The sequence below is a fragment of the Sorangiineae bacterium MSr12523 genome, from assembly GCA_037157775.1.
In the GTDB taxonomy this organism is placed as follows: domain Bacteria; phylum Myxococcota_A; class Polyangia; order Polyangiales; family Polyangiaceae; genus Pendulispora; species Pendulispora brunnea.
The window spans coordinates 9,531,785-9,555,081 of the sequence record CP089982.1 but is presented as its reverse complement, the minus strand read 5'-3'; the positions used below and the strand labels follow the sequence as shown (position 1 = coordinate 9,555,081).

Sequence of the window (23,297 nt, the reverse complement as noted above, 5' to 3'; positions counted from 1 at the left end):
CCGTACGTGATAAAGGTCGAGACTCGTACGACATGGTCAAGCGCAAGGTATCGCTCGGGGAAGAGGGCAAAGGGGCTGCTGCCGAAGGCTCGGTGGCGCGATCGTCCGCGCGCATCGAGCCGAATGCGGCCATTCTCGAGCTATTTTTCAACACGGGCGTCGTCTACCACGAGATCCAGCTCGCATCGGATTTGCCCGACACCGTGAGCGGCTTCGTGCTGGTGCAAGGAGCAGCCGGCGCGAGCGTGCGCCGTGCGGGGGAAGGCGAAAAGCCCACCGTGGAGATGGCGGCGCTCGAGCACATCGCGGAGCTGTCGAATCGCTGGTTTCCCGTGCCCTACCAGCTTTCCGCGCCGCATGCGGTCCAAGTCTTCCTCTCGGCGGAGGACGTGCGGCGGCCGCGAATCCTGCTGGCCATCGATACACTGGCCTATTCCGGCGCGGCGGGGCGCGCGCTCGATCCGCAGCTCGACGAAGGGCGGCCCTTTCGCCCCTTGGATCGGACGGAGCTGGCGGCATTTCTGGACCACGCCGAGACCCGCGAGTGGCTGCGCAAGCTGGAGGCGGGCGGCATCGAGCGGTGCACGTTCAAGTTCGCCGCGGTGCTGGAGGCGCTCGCGCCGGTGTTGCCGCGCATCCAGGTTTCCCAGGTTCGTCCCGAGGTGGCCATTCCCGTCTCCCTCGTGGTGGACCTTGGGAATTCACGCTCCACCGCGGCGCTGGTCGAGGCGAGGCAAGAGCAGGATGGGCGGCAGCTTCTGACCGTGCCGCTCGAATTGCGAAATTCGCTCGACCCGTTCCGCACGAGCGATGCGACGTTCGACTCGCGCATCACGTTTCTTCCGGCATCGTTCGACAAAGCGGTGGCGCCGTTCGGCACGGGCACCGGTTTCGCGCTGCCCTCGATTGCGCGCATGGGCCGGGAGGCGCTGGATCGCGCGCTGGAAACGCCGCATCGTTACGCATGCAGCCTCTCGGGGCCCAAGCGCTACCTCTGGGACGACCGCGCGACCCACGAGCCGTGGTTCTTCGCCACCGCGCTCTCGAGAGGCCGGTCGCCTGACGGCGCCGGCCAGGGGGCGGCGCCCGGTGAGTACAAACCGATATTCGGGCGCATTCTGAAATATATCGCCGAGGACGGCGGCGGCCTGACCCTGCGTCCGGACGGCCCCGCGACGCCGGCGGAGCCGCGCTATGCGCCGCGCGCGATGATGCTGTTTGCCTTGGTCGAAATTCTGTCGCAGGCCATGGCGCAGATCAACGCGCCCGCGTACGCGGCATTTCAGGGCAAAGAAGGCGTCCCGCGCGTGCTCCGGCACCTGGTGATGACCTATCCTTCGGCCATGCGCGCGGAGGAGCGCGCGGTGTACGAAGGCCTCGTGCGCAATGCGGTGATGCTCGTGGGCTATTTGCTCCACATCGATTCATCGCGGCTTCCGAATGTGCAGCCTGCCGAGCCGGGCGACGCGGCGGGCAAGGCGGGGCAGGTGCGCTTCGATCCGTTCCTGTTCGTGGACGAGGCCCTCGCCGCGCAGATGGTTTACCTCTATCAAGAGGTCGCCGAGAACTTCCGCGGGAGCATGGAGGAGCTCGTGGCGGTATACGGGCGAAAAGAGGGCGCGCTGCGCATCGCCTCCGTGGACATCGGCGGCGGCACGAGCGACGTCATGATCGCCGAATACCGCGACAAAATGCCGGGCAGCGGGACGTCCCTGGCCATTACGAAGTTGTTTCAAGATGGCGTCAACATCGCCGGCGACGACGTGTGCTGCGCCTTGATCGAGAAGATCGTCTTCACGCAAATCTTGGCGCAGCTGCCCACCACCACCCAGGAGCGGGCATCGCGCACGCGCATCATTCACCTGTTCGGCGAAAGCGACGCCGGGCACGGCGCCTCGTGGCGCACGTTGAAGGCCAAACTGGTCCCCTATTTTTGGCTGCCACTGGCACGTTGCTTCTGGGCCATCGCGGAGGGGTTCGAGCCCGCGGATCACGTGCCGGACAAGCAATATGCCGTTCCGGACATCGCGCGGCTCTTTCCGTCGGCGAACTTTTCGACCGCCGTGCTCGAGGAGGCGAATCGCTTTTTGTCGGGCGTGGTGCCGGGCTTTCCCGGTTTTCAAAATTTGTTCTTCCGATTCGATCGCGCGGAAATCGAAGAGGTCATCGTTTCGGTCCTGCGCGAGCCGCTTCGTCGCTATGCGGACATCGTGGCACAGTTCGATGTCGATTTGGTGGTGCTCGCAGGCCGGGCCTCGGCGCTTCCGTGCGTGCGCGAGATTTTCGTGGGCGAAATGCCCGTGGTGGGGCCACGGCTCAAATCCATGGCCAATTACCGTGTGGGCGATTGGTATCCGTCGAAGTGGCGGCACGCGGGGCTCATCATCGATCCGAAATCCACGGTGGCGGCGGGATCGATGATTTTGCATCTTGCGAGTCGAAATCGACTGCCTAACTTCCTGCTCGACGAGGTGCGAGACATCGAGCAATCGCCCATTTACGGCCTCTATCAAGAGGCAGAACCGCACATCCCGCGCCAAAACGAGTTTTCGCGCAATTCGACATTTCTTTATACGAGTGGAATGACCATTGGCTTCCGCAATGTCGACGCCGAGGAGATGGATGCCGCGCCTCTGTTCGTGGTGCTGCCGAAAAATGCCGACGTCGAGCGGGCGCTCCTGGAAGATCGGGTCAGCCTGACATTTGCTTTCGACAAGGGCGACAAGGGCGACAAGGGCGGAACGATCAACATCACGCAGGTGACGTCGCATCGTAACGTTTACCAATTCTCACCGGACGATTTCGTCCTCCGATTGAAAACGATCGTGAGCGACCGCTATTGGCTCGACACCGGCATCTTCCGCAAACTGCTCGACTATGTCTGACGACAAACTGCGCGACTTGATGGGCGCCTTGCTCAAGGCGATCGATCCGGAAAAGCTCGAGCGCGAGCTGCTCGCCGTGCTTTCGCGTGAGGAGCCGCGCACCGACGAGGGCGGGGCGCCGGCGGCGGGAAGATTGGTCGGGCAGCTGGCCATGGTCGATTTGTTGGACGAATCGATCTTGGGCGCCCAGGTCGGGGACAAATCGTATCCGCTGCGGGTGTTCTTCGCGACCTTGGGCACGAGCTTGTCCTCCGGCGAGCACGAAGAAACCGCATTTCCGCTGGCATGCGCCTTTGGCCTGTATTTCCGTGTGCCGATGGATGAAGAGTCGAAAATGCGGATAGGTCTCGAGGCGAGCCGGCTGTATTACCGATTCATCGAGGCCGCAGGATTGGAAGGACGGCTCCAGATTTCGCCGCTATTGGCTTCACTCATGAATGGGGAGCTGGAGCACGTTCGATTCGAGAGTGTCGATCATCAGACGATATTCGATTCTCAATTTCACGAGCGGGCGCAGGGCGCGGCGGCCACGGGGGCACGCATCGTAGCGCCGCAGAGCTTCTTGTGCCGCGTGGGGGCGAATGGTCTCGTGCGCGTGCGGGCCGAAGTGCGAACATGACCCTTCCGAATACGACCTGGCTTCCCAATCTCGTTGGTGGCGTTTCCATTTGGAAGTTGGCGCCGGACCTGAACGAGGCCAAATTCTTCGATGGTCGATTGCTCGTTCCGGACACCGAGGGGAGCGACAGCCTCCCCACGCGGGTCGCCTGGAACGTCGCAGGCCTCGTGCCATTGGCCCAAGCCCGCACGACGCACGCTGCCGAGGTTGGGGCCGCGATGCGCGACTTTCTGGCGTGCGTCGAGCATGTGGCCAAGGAGTTCGCGAATCCGCAGTCGGGGTATTACAAGTTCAAATCCGCGTTTACCGTGCCGGCACTGTCGGCAACGGCGGGCGATGCGGCGGCAGATGCGAATTATTTCTATTCGCCGGGCGATAGAAAGCTTTTCGTCGTCAACTGGGGAGCTTCGCCGCGGGATCTGTCGCGCAAAGAAGAGTTCATCTACGGCTACGACGACTTCGGGCGATTCTTCGAGAGGGCCGCAATCGCCGAGCCGGTGGCGCTCACGGCGGCGGCTGCCCGGAGCTTCACACCCGCCGCAGCCGCCGCGGCGGCGGTCGAGGAGAGTGCGGGCGCGAGTCAGCAGGTAGAGCCCGAGGCCGAGAAGAAGGTCGAGGAGAAGAAGAAGGGGCGGGCGTGGTGGTGGTGGGTGCTGTTGGGGGTGGCGGTTCTGGCGATTCTTCTGCTCCTCGCTTGGCTGCTGCAGCGGTGTGGGAAGGAGGGCGCGGTCGCGGCGGATGCAGGCGCGGATGCCGCGATGGTGGCGGCCGATGGTGCGGCCGCGGATGCGGCGGTGGACGCCGGGGCGGATGCCGCGATTGAGGAAGATGCGGCTGCGGATGCCGGCGCAGTCGCCGATGCGGGCGAGGATGCCGGGGAATGGCGTGACGGCGGCGCGGTGGGCCTTGCCGATGGCGGGGTGCGCGTTCGGTTGATTGGGAAAGGTGGGAAGGAGAAGATCATCGTCGTTCCGGGAGGAGGCGGCGGCGGAGGCGGTGGCGGCAAAGGTGGCGCGGGCGCAGGCGGCGAGGGGACCGATGACAAGGGGCTGCCGCATCGCTCGCACTTTCAGCCCGATGCGGTCCACTGGCGCGTGTCCGGCGGGCTCGATCAGCTCGATCCGCAATCGCCGCGGACCGGCGAAGGGACGACGTTCGACGTCACACTTCGTCCGGGCGGCTCGTTTGGCTCCGTGAAGGTACAATGGCAGGACAAGAACGGCCGATGGCACAACTAGATCAACGGATTGCGGACAGCATCACGCAGCTGGAAGAGGGCGCGTCGACGGCGTTGGGCGCCTCCGAGGACATGGTCGAGGCGCCCCTTTTGCGCGACTTGCGGCTTCGCGCGCAGAAGCTGAAGAAGGCCTACGCCCGTCCGCAGTGCCTCGGGTTCTTCGGTCCATCCCAGGCAGGAAAGAGCTTTCTCGTTGGGGCCCTGCTCTCGCACGAGCTCGGGCACCTTCGCGTCGTCTCCGGGGAGCGCGAGCTCGACTTTTTGCGCGAGATCAACCCGGCCAAGGGCGTCGAGTCCACGGGCGTGGTGACCCGCTTCTCGACCCAGCCCGGTCGCACGCTGAGCCGTGGCGATTTCGAATGCCAAGTGTTGCCCCTCGACGTGCTCCTCGAGTCGCTCGCCACGGGTTTCCTCGTCGAGTGCACCGCCCCGCCCGTCGATGCGGAGCGGGTCGCACGCTGCCTGCGGGATGCGCGCGTGCAAGCAGGCCCGCCTGCGCCTGCGATCTATGCCGGCGCATGGGAAAGCGTCTGGCACAATCTGCAGAAGAAGTACCACGACCGTCATCCCTATTTGAACGAGCTGCGTCGCCAGCTGCAGGCGCAGGACGCGGGGTGGACACGCACGATCACCACGGCGCCGGGATGGATCCTCGTCTATTCGCTGCTCGTCGGCGGCCCCGGTTACGCGCGCGATCTCGAGCAGCTGCTGCGCGTGCTCGTGCAAGGACTCGAGGTGCTGGGCCACGCTTCGCACGTCGAGGTGGGGCTCGAACACGTGCGCGCCACCCAAGGTGCGACGAGCATCATCGATGCAGGCTGCCTCAACTCGCTGGGAACGGCGCGCGAGCCGGTGCGGGCCTTCGTGCCCGAGCTGGGAAGGGAGGTGGCCGTGGAGCCGGGGGTCCTCTCGGCGGTCATCGCCGAACTGCGCCTCGTGCTGCGCCCGGATGCGCGGGCGACGGGCGGCTTGCTCGACGGCACCGATCTGCTGGACTTTCCCGGCGGCCGCGCCCTCAAAGGCATCAACGGCTTCGGCCCCGCGGAGCTCAACGTCGGTCGCCTCGAGCACGCCATCGAAGTCTACAAACGCGGCAAGCTGACCTTTCTCTTCGAGCAATATGCGCTCGATCGCGAGATTACCGCCCTCGTTCTATGTTCGCCCGGTCCGACCAAGCCGGAGGCGGTGCAACTGCAGTCGCAGGTCGAAAATTGGCTGCGCATCCGTCAATCCGGCGCGCCGCTCTCGCCGAACGAGATCAAGAGCCCCAGCCTCTTCGTCGCGCTGACCAAATTCGATATGAGCCTCGGCGCTCTGCGCAGCGACAACGCGAAGGACCGTTGGGAATCGCGCGTCCAGGAGGCCTGCGTCGACTTTTGGGCAAAGAGCCAATCGTCGTGGGTATACCAGTGGGGTAAAGAACCTTTTTCGAACATGTTTTGGATCCGCAACCCGTACGCGGACCAAATGCGCACGCTCGGCCTCGGCGACCCCGACTACGAAAGCGTGAAGCGCGGCTACTTCGAATCGCGCGCGGTGGCGCGCCACATTGCCGATGCCGAAGCCAAATGGAGTGCCGTGGAGGGCGAAGAAAACGGTCTGCCCAAGAGCGGCGTCTCCCTTCTGGCGAGCCGGTTGCGCGCGAAAATGTCGGAGCGCGTGAAGGAGAAAGAGCTCCAGGCCGAGGCCGAGAGCATCCGTGCAGAGCTTGTCGCGCTGCTGCGCTCGATGACCCCTTCCAAGGACGAAACCGAGCAGCGCGAGCGCCTCGCCGCGAGCGCCCAGGCTTTGGTGGCGGCGGTGAAACACGAGATGACCCGGCGCTCGAGCGGGCGCGCCTTTGGCGACTTCGTGCGGCTCGTCATCGCGTCGGAGGAGGACATCGAGGAGGAGGTGAAAAAGATCCTCGCGCAGGTCGCGCCGATGTCGATCAAGGCGAGCGACAAGGTCAAGAAGGTGCTCGCGCATGTGCTCCGCTGGTGGGCCAACGCGGCGATGACCCGCGTGCGCGAGTCGGACATGGGCGTGCCGGCGGCACTGGCCGATCGCTATGTGCGCGAGGTCTGCACCTCGAAGAAGATCCTTCCGCTGCTCGGCACGGCCATCTACCCGTATTTCGTGCGCACCACGGTGGATGTCGGCTTGGTGGCGCGCATTCTTGCCGTGAAAATCGCCGACTCCATGGTGGACTTGTTCGTCGATCGGCCGCGGCACACGCCGGCGTTGCCGGTGCGCCTCTCCTGGTCGGAGACCTTGGGCGACTCGGAGAACCCAGCGCAGATCGACTGGGGCAGCGTCGATCTCGACGACGACGGGGAGGGCGGACCCGGCGGCGACGCCGAGGTCGTCTTCGCCGGCAGCGGCCACTTCGCCCATTGGTCCGGTCAGCTCGAGGGCTTCTACCTCGGCAATGCCGGCGGGCGCACCGAACTTGCAGGCGACGAGCCGCGGGTCAAACTGCTCTCGTCCGTGCTCGCTGGTCTGGTAGGTCATGACGGGAACCCCTCGAGATAAACAGGAGGCCGAGGAGGCCGAAGCCCCGCTGGATCCGATCGACGAGGCCGCGTCGGCCGGGGACGTGGATGCGCTGCTCGCGCTGGCGCGTGCGCATCGTGTGGGGACGAATGACACGCCGAAAGATCTGGCGCGATGCATGGCCGCGTACCGTGCGGCCGCAGCCTTGGGCAGCGCGGAGGCCGAATATGCCCTGGCGCTTTTCCACCTCACGGGGGGCGTGGTGGCGCAAGATCTGGAGAAGGCAACCGGGCACCTGCGCAAGGCGGCCGATGCGGGCTCCGTTGCGGCCAAGGTGTACGTGGCGAACCTGTACGAGCTCGGCATCTACTACGAGCGCGATGCGGAGAAGGCCGACGTGTTTTACCGCAGCGCCGCACGCGCCGCGAACGTGCGCGATGCGGCCACCAGCGAGGCGTACGAACAGCGCTTGGCCGAGCTGGGCTCCGTGCGTCACGGGCTCGCGCTCCTCGGTCGCGCTACGTCGGAGGCCGAGCGCACGCGTCTTCTCCGCAAAATGCGCGCGTACGGGTACCAACTCCACGAGCGCCGTCAAGAGAAGGAGGCCATCGCGGTCAAGAAGGCCGCGCCGGCACCCGAGCCTGCGCCCGAACGCGAGCCGGAGCCCGAGTCGGAGGCGCCGTTGCCGAAGAAGTCGGGCGGCGCCGGCTTTTTCCTGCTCGTGCTCGCGTTGATCGCGCTGGCGGCGGGTGGCTACGTGGCCTACAGCCGCGGGTATCTCAAGCGAGTCTTTTGACGAGCCGCTCGAGGTGCTCGCCGAGCTTCACGATGTCGGCGTTGGTGACGTTGAGGTGCGGGCGCAATCGAATCGTGTCGTCGCCGGCGCCGAGGAGAAGAAGCTTTTCCTCTTCGAGCGCGAGGCGCACGAGCTTGCCCTTCATGGCAGGATCGCGCAGCGAAAAACCCTGGTAGAGGCCGTAGCCACGCACGTTGTAGAGCACCTCGGGAAAGCGCTTGGCCAGTGACTCCAACGTCTCCACCAACAGCGCGCTCTTCTCGGGCACCTGCTCGATGAGCCGTTCGCTTCGAACGATGTCCATCTCTTGAACGAAGCGCACCATGTCGGCGAGCGTGCCGCCCCAGGTCGAGTCGAGCACCCCGAGGTCCTTCATCGGCCGCTGCATGTACACGGCGCCGTTGGCCAACTTTTTCCCGGTGGCCACGGCCTGCGGCGGGTGCGGCAGGTCGAATTGATCGATGGCGAAGAACGTCCCCGTCGTGCCGCCCGCCGTTTGCACCTCGTCGAAGCCGAGTTGCACACCGTGCTCGTGGCAGAGGGCGGACAGCCGCGGGAAGAACTCCGGCGGCGCCACCCGATGGCCACCCGCGCCCTGCAGCGGCTCGACGATGACGGCGACCACCTCGTCGCGGTATTGCCGAAACGCATTGTCGAGCGCGGCGAGCGTCCGCTCCATGCGCGCGGCGTTTTCGCTCGCGGGGGCTGTCGAATCCATGGCCGGGAAGGGGACCTGGATATTGCCCGGCATGAAGCCATGAAAATCCTTGGTCATCACCGGATCGTGCGCCACGCGCGTCACGTTCAGCGCGAAGACGGTGCGGCCGTGGAAGGCCTGCTCGAAGTACACGAACCTACGTGCCGTCGGGATTTTGCCCTGCGCGAGCAGCCGCTCGTGGTGCCGATTGATGAGGTACTTCATCATGTTCTCGACGGCCTCGGCCCCCGAGTTCACCGCATAGACCTCGAGAGACTCGCTGCGCATCGAGCGCGGCGCGAGCGTGTGAAGCTCGCGGTAGTAGGCGACGCACTCCGGCGTGAGAAAATCGGGATTCGCCGTTTTGTTGTTCGCGGCGACCACCAGGCGCTTCACGTAGTCTTCTTCGTAGAGCCGCGGGTGGTTGTGCGCGATGAGCTTGGCACCGTAATAGCCGGCCCAATCGAAGAGTCGTTCGCCATCCACCGTCGCAAGGTACATCCCCTCGGATTTCGCCAGATCGACACCGAACGGCTTCGTATCCGCAATGACGTACCGGCCCAGCTCGTCGATCAGCGCACGGCTTTTCTCACCCGCCATGGGCGTTTCTTCTACCGGCGCATCGGCCGTTTTGAAAGCTTACGTTGCAGCGATCGGCGATGAAGGCCCAAGAGCCGTGCGGCCTGCGAGACGTTGCCGCCGCAGTCCATGAGGACGCGCTGGATGTGCTCCCACTCGACGCGTGCGAGGCTCGGTGTTCCATCGGTGGCGACCGCGTCGTCGGGGCGCTTGCCTTTCTGCCCCGTTTCGAAGGCGGCCAGGATTTGGTCCGCATCGGCCGGCTTGGTCAGGTAATCGACGGCACCCATGCGGATGGCCTCGATGGCGGTGGCGATGCTTCCGTAGCCGGTGAGGACGACGATGCGCGTGGCGTCATCGATTTCGCGAAGGGCGCGTACCACATCGAGGCCGAAATCCCCGGGCATGCGCAGATCCACGACCGCGTACTCGGGGCTCTCCGTGCGGGCGCGGCGCAGGGCCTCTTCGCCGTTGGCGGCGCCGCGTGCGTCGAATCCGCGGTCGGCGAAGGCGCGTACCAGCCGGGTGCGGAAGGTGTCGTCGTCATCCACGACGAGGATGGATCGCGGGGTCTCTTCGCTCATGCGGAGCCTTCTCCTGCGGGTACGGACAACGTGACCTTCGTGCCCTCGCCCACGCGAGAGGCGATGTCGAGCCGGCCACCGGTGCGCTCGACGAAGGCGCGCACCAGAAAGAGCCCCAGGCCCAGCCCGCGGCCGGGCGCCTTGGTCGTGAGAAACGGCTCGCCGAGGCGCACCACGAGCTCCGGCGGGATGCCCGAGCCCTCGTCGGTCACCTCGAAATCGACGAAGGCGCCCGCGCGGGACGGCGTCAGCTCGAGGCGCACCTGCCGCCGCGGCGGTGGCACGTCGTCGCTGGCATCGAGCCCGTTGCGCACGACGTTGAGCAGCACTTGCACCAGCGCGCGCGGCGGCGCCATCACCGTCAGGGCCGCATCGCTCGCGTGAACGGCCACGCGCTTGCTCCGGCCTTCATCGAGCGCGGCCAGCACGTCCTCGGCGATGCGATTCGCCGGCACCGCGCGCGGTGCCTCACCCTGGTTTTCCCCGGCGTGGGCGCCCATCTGCGCGAGAATGGTGCGGCACCGCTCGGCCTCGGCGCGAAGAAGCCGCGCATCGTCGGCGATGCTCTTCGGATCGAGCTTCACGTCGCCGCCGGCGCGTTCGCTGGCGCGCTCGAGCTCCTTGGCCACCACCGCGATGGTGGCCAGCGGCGTGCCGAGCTCGTGTGCCGCCCCGGCGGCCAAGGTGCTCAACGACGCGAGCTTCTCGGCCTTGGCGGCCACCTCCTGCAGCGCGAGCAGGTCGCGCCGCTGCCGCTCGAGTGCCCGCGCGAGCCGCGTGACGAAGTACCCGACGAAGAGCGCCGCCAAGGTGTACGCCGCCCACATGCCCTGCAGGTGCACCGAGAACGACGAGCCCGACATGTCCATGTGGGCGTGATGAACGTGCTCCGGCGGCGCGGGCGCGACGCCAGGAAAGACGAGCCCTGCGAACAGCGTCCCGAAGCCGATGGATGTGACCATGGCCACGAGCCATGTGCCGTTGGCCTCGAGGAGGAGCGCGGCCAGCGCGACTTGCACCAGGTAAAAGACGGAAAACGGATTGGCCGCCCCGCCGCTGGCGTGAAGCATCGCCGTGAGGACCAGCGTGTCGAACACGAGCACCGCCGCCAAAATGCGCTGCGAAGACCTTCCGCCCTTTCGCAACCAGAGCACCAACGCCGCGTTGGTGGCCGCCGTCACCACGAGGAGCGGCACGATGACCGTCAGCGAGAACGTGAGCCCGAGGGCCAGCCGCGCGACCAGCACGAGCACCGTCTGCAGGCCCACCGCGCCCCACCGAAGCCGCACCAGCCACGCGAGCCCGACGCTCGGGCTGAGGCGGCTCATATCGACGGAGGGGGTGCTGCTGGGCGGAACCATTCTTAAAAAAACGCTAGAAGTCGAGCGCGACGCCGGCACCGAACATCGGGCCTTCGTCGTGGTACCCCTCGAGGGCGTTGAGGATGGGCATGCGGAACGAGGCAAATAGCATGAGATCCGTGATGGGGCTCACCAGCGCCTCCACGGCGCCATAACCGATGAACCCGCCCGAATCACGGGAGTGCGAACCATCCTCGAGCGACTTGCCGTCGGTGCGCGTTTCGATGCCTGCGCGCACGGCCAGCGGGGTCACGATTTGGTACTGCAGGGCGGTGGTGGTGCGCAGCGATGGGCTGGCGCGGAAGCCTTCCGTGCCGCTCGTGGGGTAGGTGCCTTGTACGCTCGCGTAGAACGAAATGGGATTCGCGAAGTACGCGTACGAGAGGCCCACGATGGGATCGACCGAGCCGGTGCCCGGCTGCAGCTCGATGGGCAGGAGCTTTCCCGCGTCATTGCGCTGGAGCGGCGCCGTGGGCAACTTCACGCCGCCGATGACGGAGACGAGATGGCGCGGCTGGAAGTCGCGGTCTTGAAAGAGAAAGAACTTCGCGCGCAACTCGATGTCCCCGAGCCCCCAGCGCGTGCGCTCGGCCTCGTTGACGTAGCTGACGGTGCGCCGCAACGTCGGCACGGTGAGCAACAGGTAGAGGCGATCGATCGGCGCAAAGGCAAGCTGCGCGTCGAAGCGGTCCTCGGTGAGGCGGATCTGATCGACCCGCTCTTGGCCGATGTTGTCCGTGCGATGCCGCCACTCGACGGCGGCGCGAAGCCGGAAGGGCGCAGGCTTTTCGGCCCCCATCGCCGTGAGCGTGGGGTCGCCGCAGCCGCACACGGCGCATGCGTCGGCATTGCGCGTGCTCAGCAGCAAAAGCGCCCCCCCCAGGACGGAGACGAGGAGCCGCTTCACTGTCTGGTTTGCGCGCTAATGGTGAGCGATTGGCGCACGTGCTCGAGCACCGTTCGGGCAATGTCGTCGGGGGAGGCCGTGTCGAAAGCGATGCCATCGAACCAGGTGTCGGCCACTTTGCGCACGACCAAAACGGCCGACTGCGTTCCGCCCGAGGAGAGCGTGGTCTCACCGACCGACGCGGTGACCTCGAGCGCGTTGGACGACGAGGCCTCGAAGGCCACCGGTTGACCACCGGCGCGCGAATAGGTGCCGCGCAGATAGAGCGATTTTCCAACCATCGAGACATCGCTGGGCAGCCCGACCGCGTCGCCGTCGGCGGCATGGATGCCATATCGAACTTGGCAATACGAATTGGGCGGCGGCGCCATGGTTCCCACATGCACGCGCGTGCCGCCGGCCGCGAGCAGCGATTCGACCACGGGGATGCCCAGCTTCGTCGGGCTCCCCTCGACATGGGCATGCGCCTCGCGCACCGCGAAGAAGTCTTTCAGCCGAAGCCGTTGCGCGGCGGAGGCACAAGGCACGATCTCCACGCTGCCGGTCGCGAGATACGCATCTTGCAACGTCACGGTGAAGCCGAGATCGGTCGTCCAGGTCTTGCTCACCATGCTTTGCTTCGTGCTCGAAGGCGCCTCCAGGTCCACGGCCACGCTGACACCGTCGGAGTCCGATCCGGAACAGGCGACGGCCGAAACGAGGGGAAGGCTGATGGTCAATGCTGTGAGGGTGACAATGCGACCAAGGTGACTGATGTATTTCATGGACGTTCTCCCGCGGTCCACGGATTGGAAAAACGTGGATCATGCAAGAATTCGGTGTCCGTCAGGCTTTCGAGGAAATGAATGACGTCGGCCTTCTGCTCGGCCGTAATCACGAATCCGACCACGAGGTCGCTCTTGAGCGGACTCTTGGAACCATTGCCCGCATACGGGCCCGTGGTGATCGTACGACCTGCTGCAGCATAGTGATCGAGCGCTTCTTCCAAGGTGGAGACGCTCCCATCGTGCATGTACGGTGCCGTGACCGCGATGTTGCGCAAGGTCGGCGCCTTGAACCGGCCCATGTCGGAATCTTTGTGCGAGATTTCCATGAGCCCGACATTGTCCGGCGGAAACGCGCCTTTGCCGTCGATGTTGTACAGGCCGGTGTTGTGAAACATCGTTTCGGTGAATGCGCTTCCGGAGTGCGATATCGAATCGGAAAAATTGAAATTGCCGTGGCAATGAAAGCACTCGAGCGTCTCGGAGAAAAAAAGATCGCGTCCGCGTTTCGCCGATTCGGAAATGGCGTTCTTGTCGCCCTGGAAGGCAAAGCGGTCGTACGGCGACTGCCCCGAGATCATCGTCCGCTCGAACGCGCTGATCGCTTGAACCACGCGCTGGGTGGTAAAAGGCTCCGGGTCGCCCGGAAAGGCCCGCGCGAACGCGGCGGGGTAATAGGGCTCGGCGCGCAGTCGCTCGAGCATCTGCGCTTCCTGCCCGGCGAGCCCCAGCTCCACGGGCGTCTCGCCGAACATCGGCACCATCGTTTGCTTCTCGAGCGACGTCAAAAGGTCATTCGCCCACGCCAAGGTCGTCGCATACGCCACGTTGGTGAGGCTCATCGAGCCGCGTGGATGCGTCTCGTTCGTCGACCCGAGCGCGCGCCGGCGTCCGTCGGTGAAGGCCTTCTCCTGGACGTGGCATGACGAGCATGAATACGTCCCATTGCCGGACAATCGCGTGTCGTAAAAGAGGTGCCGCCCCAGGTCGACTTTGTCCTGCGACATGGGGTTGTCCTCCGGCACCTTCGGCACGGGAAAGCCTTGGGGGAGCTTCCACTCGTACTCCTTCGGCTTCGAGTCCGATGGCGACGACGACGACCCGCCGCACCCGAGCCACGCCACCGCCGAGGCGGCGAACGCGGTGGCAAGAGCAGGAAGAGCGGGAAGGGCGCGTTTCATCGGTTACTCCGCGCGGAAGAAGGCTTGGCCGGCGGCGGGCTTGCCGCTGGCGAGATCGAGTCCGAGGTGCGCGAAAATCTCCTTGCACGTCGCATCTTCCGGCGAGGACATGCAGCCCATGCCACCACCCGCGGTGAGCTCGGTGCCCGCGACGAGCGCCGCGTAGTCGACCACGACCTTGTTCTTCGTGACGTCGAACGAGGCGAGCTCGATGTCCGCCACGTTGCGCCGCGAGCAATCCGTCACGCCGCCGTCCTGCGCATCGCCTTGGCAACCGGTGCTGCCAATGTGCACGGGAAACACGGGCGGTGCACCCGCATCGCCGCCTGCGTCGCCGGCATCCGCGAGCAGCGCCCTTTGCTGAACGCGCGCATCGACGCGCAAAAACTTGTACCCGGCGTTCCAGATCCAAAACAGGCCCGACAAATTGAGCGGCGAAGGCGCCGTGGCCGCATTGCCGTGGTTCAACGCGAAGGGCACGCCGAGCCGGAATCGCAGCCCGGTATAATCACCCGGGGGCACCGTTCCCACGACGCGCGTGTTCGTGTCGACGGTGCCGTTCGCACAGGTGCCGGTCTTGTCCTCGAAGTCGAGCAGGGCGACGTTCTCGTATTGCCACTTCTTGTCCTGCGTCAGCGTCACCGGTGCCTCACGCCCGTCGCGCGTCACCAGCCGGACGTCGTGCACGTAGAAGCGAAAATCGAGAAGGTCCGCGGTCACTTTGGCGGTGCCAAGCTGCGTGTACGGCTGCGTGCATCGAAAGGGTTCGCTTCCCACGCGCCCTTCGAAGGCAATGGATACCGCCGACGTCGCCGTATCGGGCTGGTTCTGCGGAGGAGGGCTCGTATCATCGTCGCTGCACGCAGCAACGGTGACCGCGCCAGAAAAAGACGTCGCAACTAAAATGAGGGCAAAGGGAATTCGGCGCATTGAAGGAGCACTCCGCTAAGAACTGCGAACTTTTTTAGGCCAGCGGAGCCGCGGCTGGAATGCGGCGAATCGTCGCGCGTCGCCCGATGTGCGATTTACGCCATAGCTGAAGCCGGCTCGGCGCACCAGTGCGTTGCACTTTCCGCGCACGTCCGAGCCAGGTCGGCTGTAGCATGGATGTCAGCCCACAACTGGGGGGTCGAGGAGATGGGAGAAGTGGGGAAAACGCGCGCCGATTTTGGGAGCTATCCGCCCCCGTCCGATTCGCGCTCACCGAGATCGGGCTCGTCATCCGGGCCCGCGTCGGGACCGGCATCCGGTCCCGCTTCCCGGCGTGGCTCGGATTACTTCCCGAAGAGCGCGGTCGAAGGGCCCCGGCGCATCCTCGTGGTCGACGACAACGTGGCGATTCACGAGGATTTTCGAAAGGTTCTCTGTCCGGTGCCGGCCGATCCGAGCCTCGGTAGCCTGGAGAGCGCCCTGTTCGGCAGCGGCCCTTCGTCCTCGCGCGATCCGAGCTTGGACTACGTGCTCGACACGGCCACCCAAGGCCAAGCCGGCTACGAACTGGTCGTGCGCGCCTGCGAGCGCGGCCGTCCGTACGCCTTGGCCTTCGTCGACATGAAGATGCCGCCCGGCTGGGATGGGGTGGAGACGATCAAACACATGATCGATCGCGATCCCGATCTGGAAGTGGTGATCTGCAGCGCCTACTCCGACTATTCGTGGCACGACGTCATTCGTCGCCTCAATCGGACGGGATTGCGTTTGCTCAAAAAGCCATTCGACAGCAAAGACGTACTCGATCTGGCGTGGTCCTTGACGTCCAGGTGGCTCCGCAAAGCCCGCGCGAAGGTTACCTGATGTGAAGTCGCGCTAAGGAGGGGTTGCCATGAGGAAAAATGTGGCTTTGGGGGCGGTTGCCTGCGCGCTGGTACTGGCGGCAGGCTTCGTCGGCCTGAAGGCCTCGACCTCCGTGCAGGCATCGGGCGCCCGAGCCGGCTCCGATGTTCCCGAGGCCTTTCGCAAGCGCCCGCGTGTCGTGGCCATCGTGGAGTTTTCATCGTCGGCGCATGCCTCCCAATACTTGGAGGGCGTGAAGAGCGAGGCCGCATCGCTCGGGCTCGCATTGGAGGTGATGGACGCGCGCAACGACCGCAAGGCGATGTCGGACATGCTCGACAATGCCGTGCTGCAGAAGGTCGACGGCATTCTCATTTCGCATGGCGATCCCGAGCTACTCCGCAAGGGCGCCGAACGCGCGGTGGCGCGGGGAATTCCCATCGTCAGCTTCGACAACGAGCTTCCGCTCCCCGAAGTGACGATGATGGATCAGAACGATCACAAAATCGCCGAAATCGGCCTGACCCGATTGCTGAAGGACACGGGCGGAAAGGCGAACATCGTTCACATCTGGGTGCCGGGATTTGCCCCGATGGAAAAGCGCATGCAGACGTACACGCGCATGATGACCGAGGCCCCCGGCATCCACGAGGTCGAGCGATTCGGCAAGGCCACGAACAACAGTGCGCTGCAGACCGAAGTGCAGATGACCGAGGTGCTGAAGAAGCACCCCAAGGGCACCATCGATGCCGTGTGGGCCACATGGGACGAGTTCGCTCGCGGGGCCACGGCGGCCATCCGCAAGGCTGGGCGTTCCGAGATCAAGGTCTATGGCATCGACGTGGCCAATGAAGATTTGGAGATGATTCAAGATCCGGAAAGCCCCTGGGTCGCCACGGTGGGATGTCCGGCGGCGGCGGTCGGCCGCGTGCAGGTGCGCATTCTCGGCTACCGAATCGCTGGGCGACCCGTGCCCCATTACTATTCACTCGAGCCCGTAATGGTGGCCCGCGAAATGCTCCCACCTGGACGCGGCGAAAAGGTGACCCTGGAGTCGCTTCACCGTTTCGTGCCCGCATTCGGTGATACGACGGATTTCACGGAGCCGTGGATTATGGCATTGAAAGAGAAGAACAAAAAGTAGCGAATGAAAATATCGATCAAATCGAAACTCAACGCCATGCTGCTCGCCCTGGTGGCGGTCATGAGCGCGGGTTCTTTGTTCGTATATTACTTTCTCACCGCCAGCATCGCGCCATACGATCGCATTTTCGACAATCTGCTCATGGTCAGCCGGGTGCCCGGATTGGTATCCGACGTGGATCGCGAAGTCGATTCGTACGAGCGCGCCCCGCGGTCCGAAACGAAAATGCGGGTCGAGATGCATTTGCAGGAATTGCATCGTATTTGCGACGAAGCCCGAAACAATACGCCTGCCGCGCACCTCGATAGCATATCGACGATTCACGGCATCGAGGGCCTGGTGCGCAGCCTGGAGGAGCATACCTCGCTGGCCATCGGCTACGTCGACCGGCAGGAGCGCACACCGGCCTTGGTGGAGAGTATCGAGCTGATAGACAAGATCGTCGACTACTCGCGGCGCGACGTGGATGCGTACGTGGCCGAGGAGCTGCAAAACCTGGTGCCCATTCGCGCGGCCATCGTGCGGAACAATCGGGCGCTCTCGCGCGGTCTCCAAGCGGCGATTTTGATCATTGCCGTGGCGTCGTTGCTATTGGGGATATGGTTCGTCAATCGCACGATCGTGCGGCCGCTCGGCGAGATCATATCCGTGTCGAAAAAGCTCGCCGCGGGGAATCTGCAGCAGGAAATCGCCGTCACGGAGCGCGACGAAATTGGCGATTTGGCATCGGCATTTCGAGAGATGCAGGAAGCCATTACCCGGCTTTTGCGGGAAACGGAGAGCTTGTTCGCGGCCTTTCGTGGCGGCGAGATGGAGATGCGCGGCAAGGAGCACGCGTACTCGGGAAGCTTTCGGCACTTGGTGTTGGGCATCAACAACGTGATCGACGCCGTGGCCGCGCGCAGCGACGAGGCGCGGTGCGCGAACGACGCGCTGTCGTCGTTGAACAGCGAGCTTTCGGCGAAGAACGAGCTCCTGTATTCGCAAATCGAGGAGCGAAAGCGCTTCCAGCGAGAACGCGATGCGATGCACGCGGATCTGCTGGTCACCGCACGAAAAGCGGGCATGGCGGAGATTGCCACGGGCGTATTGCACAACATCGGCAATGCGCTCAACAGCGTGAACATCTCCAGCCAAGTCACGAGTTCGCTGGTGGCGGAGTCGAAGATCAAGGACGTGGAACGGCTGGCCGAGCTGCTGGACGCGCACCGGGGAGATCTCGGGACGTTCCTGACCGGTGACGAGCGCGGAAAACTGGTGCCCGCGTTCGTGCGCAGCCTCGCTGGAGCGCTCGCCGACGAGCAAGCGCGCGTGCTGGCCGAGCTGGGGAATCTGCAGGCCATGGTCGACCACGCGAAGACTATCGTGACGTGGCAGCAGAATTACGCGGGTGTGAGCGGCGCGGTCGAGGAAGTGGAGCCCTCGGTGCTGGTGGAGGATGCGCTCATGGTCGCGCGGGTGGAGCACGACCGCACGATGCCCATCGTGGTGCAGAAGGATTACGGTACGGTTCCCCCGGTGTTGGTCGAGCGCCACAAGGTGGTGCAGATCCTCGTCAATCTGTTCAGCAATGCGCGGGACGCGATTCAGGCGGCCGGGCGCGAGCAAGGCGTGGTGGGGATTCGTATTCGCGAGTTGCACGAGAACGGCAATGCGGGAATCGCCATCGAGGTGAGTGACAACGGAGATGGTATTCCGTCCGAGAACATGAAGGACATATTTCGATATGGCTTTTCCACCCGCCAGCATGGCCACGGATTCGGCCTGCACAGCTGCGCCTTCGCTGCCGGCGAGCTGAATGGCGCGCTGACCGCGGACAGCGAAGGGCAGGACAAGGGTGCACGTTTCACCTTGCGGCTGCCTGCGAGGCCGCGGTCATTCTCCGGCGTTGCGGAGAAAGATGGGGCGGTCAATACTGGGGCGTGATGGCACGCACCACGGATCCGATTTCCCTGTTGGAGCACCTGATACGCGTCGACACGCACAACCCGGGCGGGGACGAGCCCAAGCTGGCGGCCTTGCTGGCCGAGGAGCTCGGCGCACGCGCCCCGGACGATGTCACGGTGGTCGAGGTGCCGCGGACCAGCGGGGGTGCGCGTGGCGCGTACGTGTACGCACGCTGGGGCGAGCCAGATCTCTTGGTGAACGCGCACATCGATACGGTGCCCGTGAATGCGGGCTGGACGGGCAATCCGTTCGAGCCATGGCGCAAGGATGGGCGCGTCTACGGGCTGGGCGCGTGCGACACGAAGGGGGCCATCGCCTCGATTTTGACGGCGCTCGATGTCGTGCGGCCGCGCAACGTTGGGGTGCTTTTTTCCGGCGATGAAGAGGTGAGCAGCACCTGCATGACCGCGTTTCTCGCGAGCGCCTACACGAAGGGCATCGCCCGGGCCATCGTTTGCGAGCCCACCAGCGTGCGCGTTGGGGTGAGGCACCGCGGCATCCTCGGCATCAAGGCGACCTTGCGTGGGGAGGGCGGGCACTCCTCGCGGGCCGACACGATGCGTGCGCCGCTGGCCGAGCTGGCGCGGGTGGCCGTGGCCTGGGACGACTGGGGCAAGGCCCAGCGCGGTCGTGGTCCGGCCGGGTTCACGGGCATGTGCACGAACATCGCGGGGCTCGAGGGCGGGGTGGCCTTCAACGTGGTGCCCGAGCGCGCGGTGCTCACGGCCTCGTTCCGCCCGCCGCCCGGCGCCAACGTGAATGCGGTGGGCGACGAGTTGGTGACCTTGGCGAAGGAGCATTGCCCGGACGCGTCGTTCGATTCGCTCATCGGCCGGCCATCCTTCGAAACGCGCGAGCTCGGTGCCTTCGGGCCTTACCTGGGCGCGCGCGCATCCGCGCCGATCGACGTGGCCTTCTGGACCGAGGCGGCGCAGCTTTCGGCCGCGGGCATCGATGCGGTGGTGTTCGGCCCCGGCGATATCGCGCAGGCCCACGCGCCCGACGAGTGGGTGCTCGAGAGCGATCTTTTGGCCGCGCGTGATGCGTTCGTCCAAGTCTTCCAGCAGAGCGTGCAGAGCCGATGACGTCTCGCTGGCGTTGGTTTGCCGTAGCCGTCGCCGGTGTGGCGGGCGTGTCGCTCACCTATGTGACGAGCTGTTACGACTTCGCGTATTCGCCGGGCGGCGAGGACGGCTCATTGCCGGATAGCGGCTCGGGGGAGGATGTGCAGCAGCCCCAGGATGCCGGCTTCGACTCGGGGTGCCCCAGCACGCGCGGGCCGTCGATGGTACAGGCACACGGCCTCGGCCCCGACGCGTCGAAATTCTGCATCGACTCGACCGAGGTGACGCGCGAGCAATACGCCGCGTTCCTCGCCGCCAATGTTGCCACCACCGGGCAGCCCAAAGCTTGCGCGTTCAACAAGAGCTTCGTGCCCGGCGACGGTTTCTGGCCGGATGGAGGCACGCGAACGGGCAACCACCCGGTCACGGGCGCAGATTGGTGCGACGCCTACGCGTACTGCAAATGGGCGGGCAAGAGGTTGTGCGGCGACATCAAAGGAGGTCCGCACCCCCTCGGCAAAGTCAACGAGTCGCCGGATGCAGATACATCGCAGTGGCGTCTGGCCTGTACCCACGCCGAAGACAGCGAGCATCTGGCCCCGCAGCAGGACTTCCCGTACGGCGGCACCTACAACTCGCGCGCGTGCAACGGCAAGGATCAAGCCCTTGGAACCACGGCTCCCGTGGCGAGCCAGCCCGACTGCGTCGGTGGCTTTCCTGGAATCTACGACATGAGCGGCAACGCCAACGAGTGGGAAGATTCCTGCGGATCGAACGATGACGATGCCGGACCGGAGGCGGATCCCTGCGTATGCCGCGGCGGCAGCTACGTGCAAAATGAACCCAAGATGCACTGCGCCCAACCCTTCACGTGCCGGCGCGATTACGAGGGTGTCGACGTCGGCTTCCGGTGCTGCAAATGATTGCCACGCCCGGTATCTGCGTTCTCGGCAGCAGCAATATGGACCTCGTGGCCTTCGCCGAGCGTGCGCCTTCGCTCGGGGAGACCGTGATGGGCACCCGCTTTCTCACGGTGCCAGGTGGCAAAGGTGCGAACCAAGCCATCGCGGCGGCGCGTGCGGGGGGCGCGGTGCGCATGATTGGCGCCGTCGGCGGCGATAACTTTGGGCGTGCGCTTCGCGGTGTCTTGCGCGCTTCCGGCGTCGACGACACCGCGTTGCGCGAAACGACGGAGCCCACCGGCATCGCCCACATCGTCGTGGACGGTGGCGGCAGCAACGCCATCATCGTCATTGCCGGTGCAAACGGCACCGTCACCTCACTCAGCGTGCACGACGAGGGCATCGTCACCAGCAGCTCCGTCCTGCTCCTGCAACTCGAGCTCCCCATCGAAGCCGCCATCGCCGGCGCCGCCGCTGCGCATCGCGCGGGCGTGCGCGTCATTCTCACCCCCGCGCCGTCGCGGCCCATCCCCGATGCGCTGTTCGCGAACGTCGATTTGCTCGCGCCCAATCAGCACGAGCTCGCAGACATCACGGGCATTCGCGATCCGAAGACCGCCCTGGTCTCGCTTCTCGAAAAGGTGCCTGCCGCCGTCGTGACCCTGGGCTCGGAAGGGTGCCTCTACGGCGCACGCGGCCTTCCGCCGTTCCACGTGCCCGCGCCCAAGGTCGATGCCGTCGATACGACCGCCGCGGGCGACACCTTCGTCGGCGTGCTCGCCGTGGCGCTGGCCGAGGGCCGCGACATCGTCGAAGCTCTTCACCGCGCCAACGCCGCGGCGGCCCTTTCCGTGCAGCGCGCAGGCGCGAGCAGCTCCATGCCCGCCCGCGACGAAATCGACGCGTTTCTCCTGCGCCTCGCAGGACGCGCTTGATGCTCCTTACCCTGGCTTACGGAGCTTTGGAGATCGCGCCCAGCTTCGCCTTCGTTGCCCGCACGTAGTCGTCGGGCGCGAGGAAAATCTGGGTGCCGCGCACGCCCGCCGAAATGGAGATGACGTCGAACAGCATCACCGTCTCGTCCACGTACACGGGGTAGTCCTTTTTTGCGGCGAGCGCGGTCACGCCGCCGCGGATGTAGCCGGTGAGCGGCTGCACCTCTTTCAGCGCGACCATCTCCGTTTTGCGATCTTGGGCGAGCGCAGCCAGCGCCTTCAGATCCAATTCGGCATCGCCCGGCACCACGGCAAAGCAAACCCCGTGGCGATCACCGCGTGCGCAAAGCGTCTTGAACACCTGCTCCGGCGGAAGTCCCACCTTCCGCGCCACCGTGGCCGCCGTCAGATCCGACTCGTCCACCTCGTATTCCTTGAGCTCGTAGCGAATTCCGAGTCGATCCAAAATGCGTGCGGCGTTCGTCTTCATATCTCGTTACCCCGTACTATCTCGTTTTCGTGTACTTCGTCCCGAACGCACCGCTCTGCGCCACCGCCCGAAGCCGCTCCGTCGCGTAATCCACGAAGGCGCGCACGCTCGAGGTCGCCCGCCGCGCGTCCGGGTAGACGATGTGGATCGGCACCTCGGGTGGCTCGAAAGCATCCAGCACCACCCGAAGCTGCCCTGTGCGCACCTCCGGATCGACCTGGTACGAGAGCACGCGCGTGAGCCCGTGCCCGGCCTTGGCCGCTGCAATCGCCACGTCTGCTGCATTGACGAAGAGGCGGGTCTCCGGCTCCGCGGTTTCCGTCTTCGACCCCGTCGAGAAGGACCAGTTCCGCGTCGGATTGATGTTCGAGAAGCCAATCGTATCGTGTTGAATCAAATCCGCTGGTGTCCGCGGCGTCCCGCGCTTGGCCAAGTACTCCGGCGACGCGCACACCACCCGCCGCACCGTCCCCACGCGCACTGCGCGCAGCGCCGAGTCGCGCAGATGCGCGATGCGGATCCCCACGTCCATTCCCTCCTCGATCAGGTGCACCACATGGTCGACCAAGAGCATCCGCACGGAGATGCGCGGATGCCGCTCGAGAAACCCGAGCACGATGGGCGCGACGAACATGCGCCCGAAGTTGACGGACGCGGTTACGTTCAACATTCCGCGCGGCTCGCCCTCGGTGCCAGCCGCCCCTGCCTCGGCTTCTTCGATCTCACCCAGGATGCGCTTGCAGTCGGCCAAGTAGCGCGCCCCCGCATCGGTGAGCCGCACCACCCGCGTGGTGCGCCGGAGCAAACGCGTGCCGAGTCGCTCCTCCAGCGCCGACACCGCCCGCGTCACGGCGGCGGGCGACATGGAAAGACGCCGCGCCGCCGGGGCAAAACCGCGCATCTCCGCCACCGTCACGAAAACCCGCATCGCCTCCAATCGATCCACGACCCACCGTT

The 23,297-nt window shown here is 65.3% G+C and carries 20 protein-coding genes; 11 read left to right on the top strand and 9 right to left on the bottom strand.

Annotation, left to right across the window (positions count from 1 at the left end):
• Window positions 1–32 precede the first annotated feature (32 nt).
• The 5 genes from LZC95_37230 to LZC95_37210 are packed head-to-tail and all read left to right on the top strand — an operon-like array spanning window position 33 to window position 8,012.
• Entirely contained in the window at window positions 33–2,885 is a 2,853-nt protein-coding gene (locus LZC95_37230) for a virulence factor SrfB (GenBank protein WXA92084.1), read from the top strand.
• Window positions 2,878–3,504, top strand: a complete 627-nt coding sequence (locus tag LZC95_37225; protein WXA92083.1) for a hypothetical protein — start codon at window positions 2,878–2,880, stop codon at window positions 3,502–3,504. The genes LZC95_37230 and LZC95_37225 overlap by 8 nt, the downstream gene beginning before the upstream one ends.
• The gene (locus LZC95_37220; protein ID WXA92082.1) at window positions 3,501–4,742 is read left to right on the top strand and encodes a hypothetical protein; all 1,242 of its coding nucleotides are present in this window, start codon (window positions 3,501–3,503) and stop codon (window positions 4,740–4,742) included. The genes LZC95_37225 and LZC95_37220 overlap by 4 nt, the downstream gene beginning before the upstream one ends.
• Window positions 4,730–7,255 (top strand): putative virulence factor, encoded by a 2,526-nt coding sequence (locus LZC95_37215; GenBank protein WXA92081.1) that lies wholly within the window; start codon window positions 4,730–4,732, stop codon window positions 7,253–7,255. The genes LZC95_37220 and LZC95_37215 overlap by 13 nt, the downstream gene beginning before the upstream one ends.
• Window positions 7,233–8,012, top strand: a complete 780-nt coding sequence (locus LZC95_37210; protein WXA92080.1) for a hypothetical protein — start codon at window positions 7,233–7,235, stop codon at window positions 8,010–8,012. The genes LZC95_37215 and LZC95_37210 overlap by 23 nt, the downstream gene beginning before the upstream one ends.
• On the opposite strand, the gene LZC95_37205 is transcribed toward LZC95_37210, so the two are convergent.
• From LZC95_37205 to LZC95_37175, 7 genes are read right to left on the bottom strand one after another with little or no spacing between them, the layout of a single operon-like run.
• Window positions 7,996–9,309 (bottom strand): aminotransferase class III-fold pyridoxal phosphate-dependent enzyme, encoded by a 1,314-nt coding sequence (locus LZC95_37205; GenBank protein ID WXA92079.1) that lies wholly within the window; start codon window positions 9,307–9,309, stop codon window positions 7,996–7,998. The two genes, LZC95_37210 and LZC95_37205, sit on opposite strands and share 17 nt — an antisense overlap.
• A gap of 11 nt (window positions 9,310–9,320) precedes the next feature.
• Entirely contained in the window at window positions 9,321–9,872 is a 552-nt protein-coding gene (locus LZC95_37200; GenBank protein WXA92078.1) for a response regulator transcription factor, read from the bottom strand.
• On the bottom strand, window positions 9,869–11,200 hold the full coding sequence (locus LZC95_37195) for an ATP-binding protein (protein ID WXA92077.1): 1,332 nt from the start codon (window positions 11,198–11,200) through the stop codon (window positions 9,869–9,871). Before LZC95_37195 ends, LZC95_37200 begins: the two co-directional genes overlap by 4 nt.
• A 46-nt stretch (window positions 11,201–11,246) precedes the next feature.
• Window positions 11,247–12,140, bottom strand: coding sequence for a transporter (locus LZC95_37190; GenBank protein ID WXA92076.1), 894 nt, complete (start codon window positions 12,138–12,140; stop codon window positions 11,247–11,249).
• On the bottom strand, window positions 12,137–12,904 hold the full coding sequence (locus LZC95_37185; protein WXA92075.1) for a hypothetical protein: 768 nt from the start codon (window positions 12,902–12,904) through the stop codon (window positions 12,137–12,139). The genes LZC95_37190 and LZC95_37185 overlap by 4 nt, the downstream gene beginning before the upstream one ends.
• Window positions 12,901–14,085 (bottom strand): di-heme enzyme, encoded by a 1,185-nt coding sequence (locus tag LZC95_37180; GenBank protein WXA92074.1) that lies wholly within the window; start codon window positions 14,083–14,085, stop codon window positions 12,901–12,903. The genes LZC95_37185 and LZC95_37180 overlap by 4 nt, the downstream gene beginning before the upstream one ends.
• Window positions 14,086–14,088: 3 nt before the next feature.
• Entirely contained in the window at window positions 14,089–14,862 is a 774-nt protein-coding gene (locus LZC95_37175) for a metallo-mystery pair system four-Cys motif protein (GenBank protein ID WXA92073.1), read from the bottom strand.
• A gap of 369 nt (window positions 14,863–15,231) precedes the next feature.
• Between LZC95_37175 and LZC95_37170 the strand changes: the two genes are divergently transcribed.
• From LZC95_37170 to LZC95_37145, 6 genes are read left to right on the top strand one after another with little or no spacing between them, the layout of a single operon-like run.
• Window positions 15,232–15,879: a response regulator gene (locus tag LZC95_37170; protein ID WXA92072.1), complete on the top strand. Its 648-nt coding sequence runs from the start codon at window positions 15,232–15,234 to the stop codon at window positions 15,877–15,879.
• A 28-nt stretch (window positions 15,880–15,907) separates the two neighbouring features.
• Window positions 15,908–17,002 (top strand): sugar ABC transporter substrate-binding protein, encoded by a 1,095-nt coding sequence (locus LZC95_37165; GenBank protein WXA92071.1) that lies wholly within the window; start codon window positions 15,908–15,910, stop codon window positions 17,000–17,002.
• A 3-nt stretch (window positions 17,003–17,005) separates the two neighbouring features.
• Complete coding sequence (locus LZC95_37160; protein ID WXA92070.1) at window positions 17,006–18,928, top strand: ATP-binding protein; 1,923 nt, start codon at window positions 17,006–17,008, stop codon at window positions 18,926–18,928.
• Complete coding sequence (locus tag LZC95_37155) at window positions 18,928–20,034, top strand: M20/M25/M40 family metallo-hydrolase (protein ID WXA92069.1); 1,107 nt, start codon at window positions 18,928–18,930, stop codon at window positions 20,032–20,034. Before LZC95_37160 ends, LZC95_37155 begins: the two co-directional genes overlap by 1 nt.
• Window positions 20,031–20,936, top strand: coding sequence for a formylglycine-generating enzyme family protein (locus tag LZC95_37150; GenBank protein WXA92068.1), 906 nt, complete (start codon window positions 20,031–20,033; stop codon window positions 20,934–20,936). The genes LZC95_37155 and LZC95_37150 overlap by 4 nt, the downstream gene beginning before the upstream one ends.
• Window positions 20,933–21,850: a ribokinase gene (locus LZC95_37145; protein WXA92067.1), complete on the top strand. Its 918-nt coding sequence runs from the start codon at window positions 20,933–20,935 to the stop codon at window positions 21,848–21,850. The genes LZC95_37150 and LZC95_37145 overlap by 4 nt, the downstream gene beginning before the upstream one ends.
• A gap of 16 nt (window positions 21,851–21,866) precedes the next feature.
• Here LZC95_37145 and ybaK read toward each other — a convergent pair whose 3' ends face one another.
• Window positions 21,867–22,340 (bottom strand): Cys-tRNA(Pro) deacylase, encoded by a 474-nt coding sequence (ybaK, locus tag LZC95_37140; GenBank protein ID WXA92066.1) that lies wholly within the window; start codon window positions 22,338–22,340, stop codon window positions 21,867–21,869.
• A gap of 16 nt (window positions 22,341–22,356) precedes the next feature.
• Window positions 22,357–23,286, bottom strand: coding sequence for a LysR family transcriptional regulator (locus LZC95_37135; protein WXA92065.1), 930 nt, complete (start codon window positions 23,284–23,286; stop codon window positions 22,357–22,359).
• Between the last annotated feature and the right edge of the window lie 11 nt (window positions 23,287–23,297).